The organism is Pseudomonas azadiae, from assembly GCF_019145355.1.
In the GTDB taxonomy this organism is placed as follows: Bacteria; Pseudomonadota; Gammaproteobacteria; order Pseudomonadales; family Pseudomonadaceae; genus Aquipseudomonas; species Aquipseudomonas azadiae.
On record NZ_JAHSTY010000002.1, the window covers coordinates 2,227,455 to 2,245,515 of the forward strand.

General features: G+C 63.9%; 4 protein-coding genes. All 4 read right to left on the reverse strand.

Going from position 1 to position 18,061, the window contains the following annotated elements; genetic code table 11:
- Window positions 1-199: 199 nt before the first annotated feature.
- Window positions 200-12,823 carry a filamentous haemagglutinin family protein gene (locus tag KVG91_RS26285; protein WP_169377452.1) on the reverse strand — a complete coding sequence of 4,208 codons (12,624 nt, stop codon included), beginning with the start codon at window positions 12,821-12,823 and terminating at the stop codon, window positions 200-202.
- A gap of 229 nt (window positions 12,824-13,052) precedes the next feature.
- Entirely contained in the window at window positions 13,053-14,276 is a 1,224-nt protein-coding gene (locus KVG91_RS26290; protein ID WP_450091394.1) for a substrate-binding domain-containing protein, read from the reverse strand.
- 625 nt (window positions 14,277-14,901) lie between these two features.
- On the reverse strand, window positions 14,902-16,113 hold the full coding sequence (gspF, locus tag KVG91_RS26295) for a type II secretion system inner membrane protein GspF (protein WP_169377439.1): 1,212 nt from the start codon (window positions 16,111-16,113) through the stop codon (window positions 14,902-14,904).
- Window positions 16,113-17,531 carry a type II secretion system ATPase GspE gene (gene gspE, locus KVG91_RS26300; protein WP_169377438.1) on the reverse strand — a complete coding sequence of 473 codons (1,419 nt, stop codon included), beginning with the start codon at window positions 17,529-17,531 and terminating at the stop codon, window positions 16,113-16,115. The genes gspF and gspE overlap by 1 nt, the downstream gene beginning before the upstream one ends.
- Window positions 17,532-18,061 lie beyond the last annotated feature (530 nt).

Sequence of the window (18,061 nt, forward strand, 5' to 3'; positions counted from 1 at the left end):
CTGGCGTCTTGCCGACGGCTGGGGAGACCACTTGTGGCGGCCTCCAGCGCGTTACATAGGAGAGACGGGAGTGGCCGGGAGCTACCGAACTTTTGTCATGAAAGCTTCATTTGGAATTGGATGGGGGGCAATGCAGACAAAAAAACGGGGCAATCACTGATTGCCCCAAAAGTTACATCGAGAGGTTCTTTGCAAAGCCTTACAAACTGATCTGCTGGCGCTCCTCATCGGTCAACCGCGCCCGCGCTTGCTCACTCAAAGGCCCGGCCCCCAGCACCTGCACCGGGCTGTCGGGGTTGTAGCCCGAGGTTTTCTGCTGTGCCTGCGGCTCGCGCTGCACCGGCTCGGCGCCAAAGCTCAACACCTCCACCGTCACGATCGACGCCCTGCCCTGTTTGGCCGCCGCCTGTTGACTGCGCGCCGCATCTTCCGCCGCCTGGGACGCCGCCGCGCCTGCCGCGCTGGCCGAACTCAAGGCGCCGGTATTGACCGTCGCCGACACCGGCACCCCGGACGACTTGCCCTGGGTCTGGATGTTCGCAGCGTTGACCACGCGCAAGGCCGCGATGTTGACGTTGCCCGATACCCGAATGCCCGCCTCGCCCGCATCGATGGTCCCGGCCGGGGCCAACAGGTCGATATCACCGGCCGGCACTTCGGCAATCGGGGCCAGCGTGGCGATACCGGCACCGGAGCTTGGCACGCTCGGCGACAGGGTCACGTTGCCCCAGGTGTCGTAGATGCGCTTGGGCGGGGTGTAGAGCACGGTGGTTTTCGAGCCACGCCCGGCGTTGATATCGCCTTCGTTGGACCAGGCAAGAATCGCGCCGCCGAAGGTGGTCATGATCCGGCTCTGGCCGAGCAGGATGCTGCCCTGGGCATACAACTGTATGTCCCCGGCACCTTGGGTGAGCACCCCGGCGCTGGCCGGCGGTACCGTGCCTTCGATACCGAACACCTGCTGCCCGCCCGGGCTGAGCATCTGGATATTGCCGCCAAACAGGGTGCGCACGCCGGCGCCGCCATAGAGGGTGATGTCGCCGTCATACACAATCGGGTTGCCCGCCACGTCCTTGCCCGGCAATAACGCGGCAATGGCCGCGCGGCTGCGGGCAAAGCTGCCGGAACGTGGGCCTGCGCTCTGGTTGAACTCGCGGCCGCCGTCGCGCACTTCGGCGAAGTACACCGAGCGGGCGAAGATCCGTTGCTGCTCGGGGCCCAGGCCGGCGAAGTACGCCCGCGCCTGGTCGGCGTCGCCGCTGAAGGCATAGCGCTCGCTGAGCCATTGCAACAGTTCGGCCTCGTAGGTTTTCGCCACCTTGCCGGCCTGCGCCGCCAGCGCTACACCTTCGACCGCCTGGTTGGCGCGGTCCAGGTATGGCGTGACGAACTTCAGGTAATCCAGGCCATTGAGCCCAACCCCGGCTTCCAGCACGACGGACGCGCCCGGACGCGAATCCCCTACCGCCACCGGTCCCAGGCTGATGATCGAGGCCTTGTCCTCCATCAGCAGGTTGCGCCCGGCGCTGACTTCCAGGGTACCGGGGCCGGCGACGTTGAAGCTGCTGTAGACGATATCGCGCCCGGCGGACACCACCGACACGTCCTCGGGACGGTTGTGAACGAACAGATTGCCGCTGCTGACGCCGGTGTAATCACCGTTGTAGGCCAACAACGAAGGGAGCACCGTCGGCAAGCCCAGATACGTGCCGGAACCGACGATATCCCGCCCCGCCCGCATCCAGACCGGGCCGGCGGCCTCATAGCGCACCTGGCCCTGACGCGCGCCATCGAACGTCAGGATCTCACCGCTGCGCAACCCCACGATGTCGCCTTGGTGGGTGTAAAACCTCGCGGGTTCTGCCTGGGAAGCCGGGCGCGCAAGATCGGTTGGGCTGCGAAAGGCGAACAAGGAAAGGTCAGCTTGTATCGCGTCACTGCCCAGATTGTCGACGACGAACGTGAATCCATTTCTGCCGACAAAGGCTGGCGCAAAAGGCGTCGGTATCGAACCCGGGCTGTCACCCGACTGGTTGACCGCGTAGCCGCTGGCGTAGATCGAGTCCCCCGCCAACATTGCCAGCCGCCCGCTGCTTGAGGGCGCCAGCAATAGCGAATAAGCGGGATTGTTAACTGGCGCACCCGCGCTCAACGCGGACTGACCGAGGTAAATACTGCCGTTGGCGGCCACCACGCCGAGTTTGGAGGGGAAGATAAACCGTCCATCGGTACTGGAGTAGTTCTGGCCCTGCAGGGGAGTGCCGCCACTTGCCCCCAACGACACACTCTGCACGCTAGGGGTCAAACTGCCACCTGCGGAGAACAAGTCGATGGCGGTACGCTCCGTCCATAACGAAAACCATGTGGACCCGCTGCCATAGTCTTTGCCGTTGTAGTTGAACGCTTGGGTATTTTCGGTAGAAATCCGCCCCGGATCGCCCGTTCCCGACAGCACCAGGTCACCCCGGGTAAACAGGTTGGCCGTGGCGTCGCCCAGCATCAGCGTCATCCCACCGGTAGCTGTTCCCAAGCTTGCGGTATAAGGCGAATAGGCCCGGGTTTCCTTGGCATCCTGATCCAAACTGAAACTGCCGTAGTTCAAGGCAATGCCCCCCAGGCTGCCTGCCTGCACATTCAGGGCACCACGCAGATTGGTCAGCACACCGTTGAGGCTGAGCACTTGCTGTTTATAGTCGGCTGACAGCGTACTGGTGTTGTTAGCCGTGATGGTCGCACGAGCATCCAGCCCGGGGTTCAAATCCCCGCCCATGCGCACATCCAGGTCACCGCCACCGGTCAGCAGCAGTTGACCATTCACCACCCGACCAGTGCTGCCCACTGCCAATACCAGCCCTTCGCTGCGCGGTGCTCGCAACGCGTCGCCGCGGCGAACCAACATGCCGGCATCGCTGCCCAAGTCCAGGGTCATGTTGCCTCCACCCAAAGTGCCGACTCCAGTGAACCCCACCAGCCGCGGCAGCAGGTTTATCTGGGCGCTGTCCTCCAATTCAGATTTGGCACCGCTTATGCCCTGCACATACGTGCCGAAGTTGATCCACCAGCTGGTCGGCACGGGGGATACACCCGTGGTATCGCCCGTCCCTTGGCGCCACAACCAGTTGCCCAGGTTCGCACTGCTGAGTTGGGTGCGGCCGTCGTTGGGCATTGACACGCCTTGGTTCGGCGTCCAGGCGTTGCCCGTGAGGCTGGCGCCGGTGCGCAGCAACAGGTTGCCGCCGCCGTCGGGATACCAGGCGGCGTAAGGGCTGGCAGTGCTTTCATCGACCAGGCTTTCATAATCCTTGGCCGCCTTGCCCAGCACCGTGTCTTGCGCAGCCTTGGCGCGAGCCCGATCAAAGTCGGCAGTGGCACTGCCTGCGCGAGAAGCGCTGGAAGCGCCTGCGGTATAGATGCCGTAGGGCGATTGCATCGACACGTTGCCCGCAGCGATCAGGTCCAGGTCACCGGTGCCGGTGCGCAGCACGCTGAAATGCTGGCCCACGGGTGAAACCAGTTTTACCGGCCCCACGGTCACCTGCTCGGGTATTGCGGGAAGAGGTTCGCCTAGGGAAATGCAGAAACCGGGTTCACTGCATGAGGATTCATCCGTAGGCGAGACTGGTTGGCCGGGTACTTTTCCGAACAGTTCGCCCAGTTCGTCCCACACATACTTGACGCGCACACACATGTCAGGTTCATCACAAAGACCCGAATCGGACGTCGGCACCGGGGTACCCGCCTCGACGCCGAACAGCTCGCCGGCAAGGTCACTCCAGTACCAAGCTCCCCCTGGCTGGGCGGGTTGCCCCGGAATGATGACTTTGCTGTGGGTCTCGTAAATGCCGTAGTGCGTGTCGGCCAGGGTCAGGTCGCCGACAAAGGCCGGCTGGATCGAACGCGTGTCCGCAGCCTGGGTATCGGCACCGGACACCAGGCGCAACGACCACGACTGCGAGCCTTCGGCCAGCATCGGCGCAATGGCCCAGTTCTGGCGCGCCGTGGCGCCGGTCACGGTGCGCAACGGCACCGACAACGCGCCATTGGGCAATTTGACGTCCGTGCCAAAAGGAATCAGCGCCCCGACATTGAGTGCCAGGCTCTCGGCCAGCACCACACCGTCGACCGCACTGCCGGTCACCGTGCCACGGCTGGGCAAGGGCACGCCGGCCGGCCAGGTCATCGCATGCAGAGAGGCCGCGCCCGCCAGTACCGTACCGGCGTCCAGTCGCGTACCGACGGCCAATACAACCGGTTGTTGCAACAAGGTGCCGGCGGCATACAGCAGGTTGCCGGCGCCGTCGCGCACCGCCGCGCTCAATACGGTATTGGCCGGCAGGGTCAGTGCCGCATCGAGAATGCCCTGGGTCGGCAGCACGGTGCCTTGCGCCAGTGTGGTGGCCTGGATCGGCAACGGGTAGTTGAGGGTCTTGCCCGCAGGGAACGCACTGCCTGCGGCCAGCACCACGCCAGGGCCTGGCACAATCACATCGCTGCCGAACCCCTGCAGACCAGGGGTCAACACCCAGCCGTTGTCGTCCGGAGTGGCCGGCGGCGGGGCGAAGCCATCGTTGATGCTGCCGTAGACATCCAGGTTGCCGCCGGCGCGCACCACCAGGCTGCCGACATCGCCCGACCCCTTGACCAACGTCTTCTGCGTGTTGGGATTGACGCTGGCATAGCGCATGCCCGACAGGTCCAGGTCGCCACTGACCACCAGATCGCCTTCGGTGACGATTTCCACGCCTGGGCGCAGGTGGAAGGCATCGCTGTAGTTGCTGTTGTTCAAGCCGGCGAGCTTGCCCTGCATCAGCCCGGTATTGTTCAAGGCGTTGTTGATGAAGGTTTCGGCAAGTTCGTGTTTTTTCGTCAGGTAGGCCTGGTCGATAAACTGATACGGTCGGCCGCTGGCCGACGGCGCGGGGCCAACCGGTGCATCGGTGTAACGGGCCACCGCGTTGACCGCAATGGAACGGGCGCCGAGGATATTGACCCGCCCGCCGGCATCGATAGCCACGTCATTGGCATTGAGCCGTGGCGCGTTCAGCTCCAGGGTGCCCCGGGCCAGGCCGTCGTATTGCCCACGGCCGCTGCCCACGGCTGCGGCCGTGCCGTGACGCAGATCGATGCGCACGCCATCGGCCAGGGTCAATTGACCGTCACCGCTGTTGAGTTCAACCATCGCACGGTTCGGCGCATCGATGATTTTGCCGTAACTGTCGACCCGCAATGTACTGCCGTGGGCGTCCAGCACGGCGCTGCCGGCGAGGGTCAGGCCCTGCTTGCCGGCCAGGCGAATGCTGCCGACCCGCTCGCCACTGGCGTCGATGGTGCCCAGCACCGTCAAGCTGCCGTTGTCCACCGAGACATTGACTTGATTGGCCTTGAGCTCATCGCCGATCACCAGGTTGCCCTGCTTGAGCTGGAAGCTGCGTGAGCCAAACACCTGCCCCTGGTTCAAGCGTTGGTTCAACGCGGCAAAATTCCCCACCTGCTGCGCCCGAATATCCACCCCGCCCGCCTTGTACGGCACCAGGGTTCCGCCGGCATCGTAATAGCCGCTGCTACCCGCGCGAACCTGCCCTTGGAGGTCGACCTGACCGGCTGCGGCGTCCACGGCCACGGCCTTGAGCAGGCCACCCTGGTTGAATTGGGCTGACAGGTCGATGAGCGCACCCGCCGCCTGGCGAATATTGCCGTGGCGGCTTTCCAGGCTGACGTCACCGCCCCAGCTGTATTTGCTGACGTCGTTGATCTGCACTTTGCGACCGCTGAGGTCCAGGCGCGAAGCTGCGCCCAGGGTCAATGCCTCATCGGCGCTGAGGGTCAGCTTGCCGCTGGGCAGTACCACTGACGTGTCGAGGGTCACGCTGCGCCCGGCCAACAGCAACTCGGCGCCCAGTGCGTCGATGGCTGCCGCATCCACCGGCGCCGCACCGCCGGCCGGCGCCACCACGGTCACCGCGCCACCGGCGGTGATGCGATTGACCGAGCCGGCTGCGCCGGTCAGCAACGGCGCGGTAAGGGTCAGGTTGCCGCCGCTGTAGGCAAAGCCCTTGCCGGCTTCATAGGCACCCTGAGTCTGATGCACCGCCAAGCTGCCTTTGTGGTTGGCGGTGATGCGTTCGCTGGCGTTGAGGTTGACGTTGGCAAAGCCCAGGGTCATCCGGCCAGTGTTGGCCAGGCCGTCGGGCTGGGCATTGCGGCCATAGCCGAATTCGATGCGCCGGGCCTGCACCGCCAAAGTACCGCTGCCGGTGCCCGCGCCATTGGCGATCACGGCCGGCGGTGCGCTGGTGTCGCCGCCCCACACCAGGGTGCCGGTCTGGATCAGCGCCACATCGCTCGCGTTGCCATACCCATAGATCGCCGGCGTGGTCAGCATCAGTTCATCGAGCAACGACTTACCCGAGCCGTCCAGGGTGCTCAGGGTTGTGCTGCCGTAAAAGTTCAACGATTGCCCGGCGGTCAGCGCCAGGCTTTGCAGGGCCGGCGCGCCTCTGGAAGCATCGCCGCGCAGCAGGCGGTCCAGCACTTGCTGGTTGAGGGTCAAGCCCGATGGCAATGCACCTCGCACAGCCGCCTCGGCCAGCGCTTCGGCGCTGCCGACGTTGATCCCGCCCACCGCCAGTGCCAGATGGCGGGTGCCGTAGCGCACGCTGTCGCCCAAGACAAACCGGTTGGTGGTGGCAAAGGCAATCGAACCCTCGGAATACAGTGACGTTTCACCGCTGCAGGCACCTGGATTGCATTGGCCAACGAGGATGCTGCCCGGTCCTATATTATTGGCGCCGCTGGTCGGCGCCAGCATCTGCAAGCGCCCATTGGAGACTGCCAATACGCTGCGATTGCCCGGTCGATAAATAAATCCATCGTCCGAATCGTAGGCGGCCTTGCCGCGCCCCAGCGTGTTGATCGACGCACCTTGCTCGATCTCAATGGCGCCCGAGGAGCGCCCGGTGATCAAGAACACTTCCGGCGCCGCCAGGGTAGCGCCCTGACGCACGACCAACGAAGTCGCAGCGGTGCCTGCGTTGAATCCAACAAAATTGCCACCCTGGCCATACACCACGGTCATGTCGCCGCCCAGCACCAACCGCGCAGCCCCCAAGGCGTTCAAGTCGCGGGCACGCACCGCCACCATAGAGGGTGCAGTACTGGCCTGGGCAGTGTCGGAAATCACCTCAATGCCGTCACTGGCCTGTACCGAGACAGTGGCACCCAATCCGCCTTCCGATGGCTTGAAACGCCCTTCACCGTCAAAGGTGAACCCAACGTCTTTTTGGCCGGCAGTCAATAGCATCCTCAAGTTTTTGGCGTCGGCTTCGAGTGCGGCGCGTGGTACGCCCAGCCTCGTCGCGTCAGCGCGAACGAAGTCTGCGTAGGCGGTTTCGTTGTACTGTGAGTAGCGGCGCAACACCGCCGCCGGGGTGACAATGACCTGGCTTGACAGGCTGTCGCGAATCCCGCTGCGGGCAATCGACAGGAAGCCTTCGGTTGACCAGGAACCGTTATTCATGGCCGAAGCGGTGGGCATCGAACCGCTGGCGAACGGCGCTGCCAAGCCGTTGATCTCCACCCGAAACGCCCCCGGCAACAAGGCGTAAGTGGACGGCAGCAAGGTGTAGGTGCCTGCCGACAAGCCCGGAACACCTGCACCGATATTGATTTGTTGCCCTGTCAGCGGCTGGGTCGCACCCGCTTCTCCACCGCTGGGCGCTACCTCGGGCTGGACGCCGGGAACAATCGCATAGACCGGGTTGGTGGCCAGCCCCGGCAAGGTAAAGCGCCCGTCCGCGCCGATCTGCACCAAAGGGTTGTAGCGTGCATCGGTGGAGCCGCCACGCCCGGAAACGAACGCCGCGCCGAGCAACTCGCCACCGCCGGAGAGGTCCAGCACCGCGTCCCGCTGCACGTTCAGCGAGCGTCCCGTCAGTTGCACGCCCACCGCCACACTGCCCGAGCTGCGGGTACCGCCGACGCCCAGCAGTTCCACTTGCTGGCCGTCGTACTGCCAGGTCACGCCGTCGACGGTGCCGCCATAGGGCAGCACCAGGCCCCCGGCGCTGACGGACGTCAGGCTGCCAGGCAGCAAGTTGACCACCTTGGTAGAACGCAGGGCGCCACTGCTCGCGCCCAAGGTCAGTACACCCATGGGCGCCCGTAGCACCCCACCTTGTTCAATGGTCGAAGCACCCAACAATAAGCTGCCAAACACTGAATAAGGTTGTGCCGGGGCCGTATTGCCGACCCTGCCGATGCGCAAGGTGCGCGTCGGGTCAAAATCACTGTTTGCCCCCGTATAGCCTGCGGTAACCTCGGCAACGGCGCCGGTAGCCGGGTAAATTTGCGCCGCCGTGAGGTTCAAGTCGGCCTGGGTGGTCAGGGCGGTTTTAGTCTTGTCGGAGCTTCGCGCCAGAAAGCGCATATCCCCCTGGCTGACCAAAACGGCCTGATCGAACGCACGCCGATCAACGCCGTTGGCCAGTGCTTTGGAGCGCTCGGCATGGGCGCCGAAATTGACGCTGTCACGTATATCCAGCGCGTTTGCGGCTTCAACCCTCAACAGGCCTGCCGCACCCTGCGTAGAAACGCCGCCCTGAACCGTCGGGCGCACGGAGCTGTCGGTGCCATTATTGTTGTTGCCCACCCCAGCCAGACGCACATAGGGTGCCGCCAGCAGCACTTGAGACTGCCGGGCCGCGCCATCCGTCAAGGCCATGGCCCCTGAATACAGGTTCAGGCTCTGCCCCAGACGCAGGGACACGTCACCGTCAAAGCTGATCAGGCCGTTGCTCAACAGCGACAGGTTATCGAAGCCGCCGGCGTTGACCTGGCTGACGGTCAGCCGGCCATGGCCGTAGGCGAGGCTGCCGGCGACCGATTCGGGGCTGCTGCCGTTCGGCAACGCGGTGCCTGGATCGGTAGCGCTGACGATCACTTCACGGGCTTGCCGCACACGGACGGTGGCCCCATCACCATAGAGCGGCGCTTCCAGGGCCAGGTTCAGGCTGCCGCCCGCCGCCCCCGTACCGCCGCTGCCGGCCTTGAGCATCCCGTCCAGGTACACGCCGTTGTTGGACGCCAGGGAGATGTTGCCACCCCGGCTGGCGATCACCCTCGGACCGCCGCCAGCCGGGTCCAGCACGGCCTGGGTGCCGGAGGCGTCAAGGCGTGCGCCGTCGCGCACCACCACAAACAGGTTGGCCGCGCTGGCGATCCCGGTGGCCGGGTCGATGACCCCGCCGATCACGATGTTGCCACCCTGACCCACCACGCCATAGCGACGGCCAAGACTGTCGACTGCGGTTGCCGCGCGTGCGGCCACGTCCAGCACCGCGTGTTCACCGACCCAGATCGAACGGCCATGGCCCTGGGCTTCAACGCTGTCGCCCACGGTAGCTTGCACGCTGACGCCACCCAGAGTGATGCTGCCGCCCCAGGCGTTCAGTGCGCCGTCCACGGTCAACTGGCCAATGCTGCGAATGCTGATCGCTTGCCCTGGGTCGACATTGATCTGCGCGCCCTGGCCGACGTGCGCCTGCACCGATGCCATCTGCGCCGCTGTCGACAAAAACGTACCCGCCTGCAAGCTCAGGCTTGCGCCCTTGCGCGGGGTCAACAGGCCCTTGGTGGGGTTTTCCTGGTAGTTCGGCGCAGTCCAGATGTCCAGTGCGCTGCGCGGGTCCGCGCCGCTGACCACGCCCTGCGCCGTTTCATTAAGGCGGTACACCGGCGCCGTCACGTTGACCTGGGTACCCTCGGCAACCCGTAAACCCTCATTGCCGGTGATGTCGTAGGCGCCGAAGCCCTTATTGAAAAACCCGCTGTCGAGCTGCAACGTTCCGGCCTGGGGCGCGACGGCCTGATCACTGATCAGCACCTTGCCGGCTTGCACACTCAGGCGCCCGCCGCCATTGACCCCATAGCCGAGCAACTCACCGTTGAGGGCCAGGTTGCCCCGGCTGTCGGCGGTGTTGGCGTTGGCGGCGAGCGTCAGGTCGCCGCCCTTGCCGCCGGTAAGCTGGCCTCGGGCATCCAGGGCCGCGCCGGACGACACGTCCACCCGGCTGCCTGCCGCCAGGGTCATATCAGCGCTGCTTCGCAACGCCACGTTGCCGCCGTTGAGGTAGGGCAAACGGCTACCATCGCCGGCGCCCAGCCGCTGGTTGCTCCACAGGCCGCTGGTGTCCAGGGACACGCCGGTGTTCACGCGCAAATTGCCGCGCCCGTCGAGGGTCACGTCGACTTTGCCGTTAGTGCCGATCTGTGCTTGCACGTTGCCCAATTGCAGGCTGCCGGAATGCGCGGTCAGGTTGGCATTGACCTCGATGTCCGGACCAAACAGGGTGATTTCACCGGCGGGTGCCACCTCCAGCGCGCCGTTGACCAGAATCGAGCCGGTACTGGCGATTTTGATCGAGCCCAGTTGCGTCGCGTTCAAGGCATCGCTGTCCAGATAGAGCGTGGACACCCGCTCAGCCGGCAGCGCAGTGGTCAAGTCCAGACCGGCGGCAATGGCCGCGCCGCGTTGCGCCAGCACGACGTTTTTTACGGTGCCGGCATCCGCGCCCAGGGCGTACTGCAGTGTGGCGCTGTCCTTGACGTAATACGGCACGTAGCTGCCGACCACCAGTTCGGCGCCACGGGCCACGGCTTTTTGCGATTGCAGATAGCCGTCCAGGCCTTTCTGCGCAGCCTGGGTCTGGCGCTCACCCTGGTAGGTGTCGCCGACAATTTGCCCCTCCAGAACCGCGCTGGTGGCACTGACGACCAGGCGCCCGGCGTCGCGTCCCACGGTATAACCCCCCTCGGAACGCTCACGCGGGGCGATCAATGGGTTGTAGTAATACTCGGTCACGCCCCAGCGCTTGCTGTGGTCTTCATACCCCTTGTAAATCCCGCTGTAGAGCACATCTCCTGGCGCGGTGGAGAGTTCATACAAACGACCGTCAGGGCCTTTGAGCCAGGTCTGCCGGACTTTGCCCGCCTGCACATCGAGGGTGCCGCCGGACAGGTTGATCTGCGAACCCTGCTGGGTCACCACGTCCTTGCCGCTGAAGGTCACGGTGCCGCCCTGGGCCATCCATTCGCCAACGCCGTGGTTGCGGGTGCCCAAATAGCCGCCCACCTCCAACAGGCCGCCGGCGGTGTACCAGCGGTCGGTGGCATAGCCGTTGGTGCCGGCCGCGACAAAAATCAGGTCGCGGACATCCACCCACACATCGTTGTTGTTCAGGGATTTGTCGTCGCGATTGACCGCAGCGTCGCGCTGTTCGTTGCCCTGGATGTTGACCTTGACGCTGTTGGACTCCATCGCCAACTTGACCCCGATGGCGCCGGATACGTCGATGACCGCACCGTCGCGCACCAGCGTGCGTTGGGCGGCCTTGACGCCCACCTGACCACCGGTGGCCAGGGTCACCGAACCGTTGCGAAAGTCCACCGTGCCATCGCTGGTGATGTCTATCAGAGACTGGTCGCGGCGGTATTGATCGGTCGGTACACTGTTGCCGGTCTGATCAATCGACGGTGTGATCAACCCGGCACGCTGGCTGTCGAGGGCACTGCCGGCGTCGAGCACAATGGCGTTGAGGGCGCTCTCACCCAGGGTCACGCTGGCGTCGTTGCCCACGCCCTTCAGGTGCAAGGTACCCCGGGCGTCAACCGAGGAGCTGCTGAGTAACACACCGTTTTGCAGCACCTGCTGGCCGGTCAGGGTGATGTCCCCGGTGGAGGCTTGAATCAACCCGCTGTTGCCGACCTTGCCATTGCCGGTGACGCTGACTTCGTTGCCACGCGTGGTGGAAGCCGCATTGCCATCGGTGCTGTAGCCCTTCTTGATCACAAAGCTGTCACCCGCCGCCAGGGTGGTCTGGCCGCGCGCGGTGGAAATGAGCCCGGCGTTCTCCACCTCTTTGCCGAGCAACAGCACATAACCGCCACCTGCGGTCGACGTGGCGGGCAGCTGGGTCTGGATTTGCGCGCCGCGCTCGACCGTGACCTTGCCGGCAGCCTGGGTAAAACCGGGGGCGGTATTGCTTGAACTGTACAGGCCCCTGGCGGTGAATTGCTCATCACTGAAGCTCGTGGCAGCCGCCACCAGGTTGCGCACATTGACCTGGCTGGTGCCGCTGAACACGATGCCGTTGCTGTTAAGGATCATCACCGTGCCATCAGCCTTGATCGCGCCCTGGATCTGGCTCGGCGCGGTGCTGTTGTTGACCTTGTTGAGCACGGCCCAATCGCTGTTCTGCTGGAACTGCACGGTGGTGTTGCGGCCGACGTTGAAGGTTTCCCAGTTGAGGATCGCCTTGTCGGCCGTCTGCTTGATCGACACCAGGGTCTTGCCATTGGCATCGGTTTGCACCGGCCCCTGGGCGTTGACGAACAGCGGTTTGCCATCCGCGCCGACCACCACGTTCAAACCATTGCCGCCCAGGCCGTTATGGATAGTCTCCGGCGCGGCGTTCGCGTTACCTCTGGCGGCGGCTTGCGCGGCCTGTTGTGCGGCAATCGCGGCGACGCTGGTATTAAGGGTCTGCAAAGAGCGCTGCAACTGTTGGCCCAGCCGTTGCTGCTGGGCCAGCGGCGGCGGCGTGCCAGGCATCGTCGTGCCTGGCCGCGCGCCGCCATCGGTCTGCATCGCGCCCGGGGTGGCAAACCAGCCCGAACTGAACGCCTGGGGCTGCGCCGCGTGGGCGCCGCCGGCAAACACCAGCAGTGCAATGACCTGCGCCAGGGGTTTGAGCAGCAACACCGGTTGACCGGCGGTGGCAGGCATCTTGGCGGCGCGGGCAGCAGGCAGCTTCAGTCGGGAACGCATCACTTACAGGTCCTTTTGACGGGGCAGGCGAACGACGAGCGCGCGAACACTGCGCGGGCACGTGTTGTGGTTATTGCTTAAGGCGGTTGCCGGGGGACGGGACCGAACTGATGTCACACAATGTTCATACACAGCGGTTCAACGGGTCGATCTGGGGAGTGAAACGACAAAACCGGCAATGACGCGAAGTCATTGCCGGTTGTGGGGCAAACCCTGTCGAGACGGGGTCTTACAGCGGACGACCAATACCGTTGCAGGTGTTAGGGTCGCCTACGCGCAGCGAGCTGGTGGTGGCGTAGAAGGTGTCAAGAATTGCTTTCTGCCAGTTGGCAGGCACTGGGATGAACGCATGGCTTTCAACAGCACTGTTGTTCACACCCGTGTTGTGACGGTTCAGGAAATTACGAATGCGGATGTTGTCAGTAGAGTCTTTGTAGCACTGGCTGAAGACCAGGTTGGTGTACCCAACGATTGGATAGCCTTGGGCAGGGTTAGGGAACGTAGGTACCCAATCGATAGGGTTGCTGACACTTTTTGTTGGATCAACAGTTGGCAGCGTAGCTTCCGTAAGCGCGAGCTGAACCTTGTCCTTGGTGGGCAGGGAGCCGTTGATCGAAGCGACAGCCGAAGCCTGGTCGAACTGGGAGAAGTCCGGGCTGACGTAGCCGATGGCACCGTTGTTGTCGGCAACGGCGGTAGCGACACCTTGGCTGCCAGTTGCACCGATATAGCTCGAGCCGGCCGGGGCGCCGGTGGCTGGGTTAAAGCCGACGGCGGTGGCGAAACTGTTGCTCACGGCAGGGACCGAGGCAGGTTTCACGGTTTTGAGGTGGTTGGTGAAAATTTCAGTGGTGCCGCTGGTTTCCAAGCGATAAACCACTTTGATCTGCAGGTTCGGACCCGCAGTTCCGTTGAATTGCACCTGGTTCCAGTTAGTGATTTTGCCGGCGAAGATATCCGCCAACTGAGCACTGGTGAGCTGCAACGAGGTTTGACCGTCGATGTGGTAAGGCACGGTGACCGAAGTAGCTTCAGCCGGGATTTGGATCAGCGGGCCGAAAGCAGCGCGGCCTTTGACGGCATCGGCGTTGTAAGCTGCCAGTTCCGCAGCGCTGACGATCGAGTCGCTGCCTGCGTAGTCAACGGTGATGCCGGCGGCCAATTTCAGCTTGGTCGAATCGTTGCCGAAGAAGGCCTTCTTGCCGTCGCCACTGCCCACGCCGATGTAGGCGTTAAAACCTGGGATGGAGGAAGCGAGGATGCCGGTACCGGTCGTGGTGCCGTAGAGTTTTTCCGGCAGGGTGGCACCGCCACCGACCACTGCGGCCATGGATTGGGCCGAAGCCAGTGCTGCAACTGCCAAAGAGGCCGCGATCATAGTGCGCTTAAACATGAAGAATCTCCTTTCGTCGTGTTTGTACGTTTGAGGTAGATAGCTCTTGCAGGACGCCATGGCTCCGGCCCCGAACCGTGTCTCGGGGGTGGCAGGGGTGAGGCCATGGGTAGGAAATTTCGCAGCTTCCGATGACAGCAAAAGGAAAAAACCTCGGGAGGAAGGGCTTGATTTTTAAAAAGATTCTCGGGTGTTTTGGTCATGGTTTTGAGCGGTTTGGCGGCAGGTGACAGCGAGGTTTCAGCGCCAGTGCACTGAACGCGGCCAAGGGCGTTGGAATGTGACGGAATGAGGAACCCGAGATTGCGCAACGGCACCGGGCATCACCCAATTTAAATGACTAAACATGGATTCATGTGGGCGCGGGCTTGCTCGCGAATGCGGTGTATCAGCGACTCCATCTGTCACTGATACACCGCATTCGCGGGCAAGCCCGCTCCCACAGTTGAACTGAGTTCGACATAAAAAACACCGGCGGCTCTAAGGCCGCCGCGCTCTGGCTTTTGATCTCGGATCGCCCCGTCAACCACGATGGCCGCCACGAAAGCCGTCTCTCCACAGATCGCTAAAAATTGTGTAAATGCCTATGCTGCGATGCGGACTGTCACATGACCTGTTTTTGCTGACACACCGCTATCGCAGGCAAGCCAGCTCCCACATTTTGAATGGGTTTCGTCAGTGTGCGTCAGGTAACCAGCTGGTTGATCTCGATGATCGGCAACAGCACCGCCATGACGATCACCAGCACCACCGCACCCATCACCACGATCATCAGCGGCTCCAGCAACGCCGTCATACCCATGGCGCGGCGCTCGATATCGCGCGACAGGGTCTGCGCCGCACGCTCCAGCATCGGCGGCAGCGAGCCGGTTTTTTCGCCGCTGGCGATCAGGTGAATCAGCACCGGCGGAAATACCTTTTCCACCGCCAGCGCCGGGGCCAGGTTGACGCCTTCGCGCACCTTGGCGGTGGCGTCGTTGACGCACTGGCTCAAGCGGTCATTGGACAGAGTCTGCCGCGCCGCTTCCAGGGCGCGCAACAAGGGCACGCCGGCACCGCCGAGAATCGCCAGGGTCGAGGCGAACCGCGCGGTGTTCAGGCCGAGCACAAAACGCCCGATCAGTGGCAGCCTCAATACGCGGCTATGCCAATTCAGGCGCGCCACCGGGTTGCGCAGGTACAGGCGCCAACCCCAGAAACCGCCGACAATGCCGGCAAAGCACATCCCGCCCCAGGCGCGGATAAAGTCGCTGGCATTGAGCATCGCCAGGGTCAGCCCCGGCAGGTCCTGGCGCGCCTGGGAAAACGCGCTGACCACCTGGGGTACCACGTAGCTGAGCAGGAAAATCACAATGCCGATGGACACCAGCCCCACGACGCCGGGGTAGATAAACGCGGTGAGAATCTTGCCGCGCAGGTTGTTGCGCTCCTCGATGTAATCGGCCAGGCGCTCCATCACCTGGGCCAGGTCACCGGACTCCTCCCCCGCCGCGATCAACGCGCGGTAGATCGACGGAAAATCCCGTGGCCGCGCCGCCAACGCATCCGCCAGGCGCATGCCGCCGCGCACATCGGCGCGCACGGCGGCGAGGGTCTGAGCGATGTGTTTTTTCTCGGCCTGTTCCACCGTGGCGCTCAAAGCCGCCTCCAGCGGCAAACTGGCACCGAGCAGGCTTGCCAGTTGCCGCGTGGCCCAGGCCAGGTCGTTGTCCGACAGCTTGGCGCTGAACAGGCTGCTGCCGGCTTTCGTGGACTGCCCACCTTCCACCTGCACCCGCAACGCGGTCAGGCCACGGCTGCGCAACACCGCAAACGCGCCGCTCTGGCTATCCGCCTCCAGGTGCCCGGCCTCGATTTTGCCGCTGGCATCGGCGGCTTCGTAGCGATAGCGATTCATCAGGCGTCCCGTGTCACGCGCAGGATTTCTTCGGGCGCGGTGGCGCCGCTGCGCACCCAGCGCTCGCCGTCTTCACGCATGCTCAACATTCCGGCGCGGCGCGCGGCCAGGCGCAGGTCCTGCTCGGCGGCGCCCTGGTGGATCAGGCTGCGCACGTCGTCGTCAACGCAAAACAATTCATGGATGCCGGTACGGCCGCTGTAGCCGGTCTGGTTGCACTGCGCGCAGCCCACCGGGCGCCAGGTGCCGGGCGCGGCCGGGTCTTGCTGCTTGCAGTGCGGGCACAGGCGGCGCACCAGGCGCTGGGCCAACACGCCGAGCAGTGACGAGGCCAGTAGAAACGGCTCCACGCCCATGTCGATCAAGCGATTGACCGCCGACACCGCATCGTTGGTGTGCAACGTGGCGAGCACCAGATGCCCGGTGAGCGAAGCCTGTACGGCGATTTGCGCGGTTTCCAGGTCGCGGATTTCCCCGATCATGATGATGTCCGGGTCCTGGCGCAGAATCGCGCGCAAGGCCAGGCCGAAGGTCATGTCGATCTTGGCGTTGACCTGGATCTGGCTGATGCCCGGCAGGTCGTATTCCACCGGATCTTCCACGGTGAGGATATTGCTGGTGCTCGCATCCAGCCGCGCGAGGGCGGCGTACAGGCTGGTGGTCTTGCCGCTGCCGGTGGGCCCGGTGACCAGCACGATGCCGTGGGGCTGGCGGATCAGCGTGTCCAGGCGCGCCAGCACCTGCGGCTCCATGCCCAGGGTCTCCAGCTGCAAGCGCCCGGCCTGTTTGTCCAACAGCCGCATCACCACGCGCTCGCCATGCCCGGTGGGCACCGTCGACACGCGAATATCAATCGGCCGCCCGGCCACCCGCAACGCGATACGGCCGTCCTGGGGCAAGCGTTTTTCGGCGATGTCGAGCTGGGCCATGATCTTGATCCGCGACACCAGCGCACCGTGCAACGCCTTGCGTGGCGACACCACATCACGCAGGGTGCCGTCGACGCGGTAGCGCACCACGGAATGGGTTTCATAGGGTTCGATGTGAATATCACTGGCCTCATCGCGCGCGGCCTGGGTCAGCAAGGCGTTGATCATGCGAATCACCGGCGCGCCATCCTGGGTGTCGAGCAGGTCGGTGATTTCGGGCATGTCCTGCATCAGGCGGTCGAGGTCCACCTCGTTTTCGGCGGCGCCCACTACAGCGGCGGCGCTGCCGGTGTCGGCGTAGGCGCTGGCGAGCAGGCCGTCGAGTTCATCGTCGCGTACCTGTTCGAGGTGGGCCTGGCCGAACTGACGGTGGACCTCACTGATAGACCAGCCGGGGGTTGAGGGGCACACCGTCAGCAGCATGCCGCCCTCGCCGGGGCGCAGGAGGATGCGCTGGGATTTGGCCCAGGCGTAGGGTAGAAGGCTCATGGGGTTGGCCTTTTTTGGAGGCGTACATATCCATTATTGGGGTAACGGCGGCTTATGGTTTCGCCCTTACGGCGAGTCACTTTGGAAAAGCCCCAAAGTAACCAAAGGGCTCTTGCCCCAACACTCGGCACCTCGCTCACGCTCGGTGTGCCCGTAATTCGACAGGGATTTGGGGGGCCGCCGCCACGCGCCATCCATGGCGCGGGGCGGCTAAACCGGCATCCTTGCCGGTTTACCCCCCAAATCCCTGTCGAATTCCGGCCAGCGTGTTTGACGGGGCGCCTAAGATCAAAATCAAGATCAAAAGCGAAAGCAAAGCGGCCTGACAGCCGACTTGAGTGGTGGAGATCAAAAGCAGTTTTTTGTGCACCGCAGATTGCTTTTCTGTGGGAGCTGGCTTGCCTGCGATGCGGACGCCCAGGTGAATCAGGCATATCCAGTTGATGCCTTCGCAGGCAAGCCAGCTCCCACATTTGACCGAGTTCGACAGTAAGATACCGGTCGGCTCTAAGGCCGCCGCGCTCTGCTTT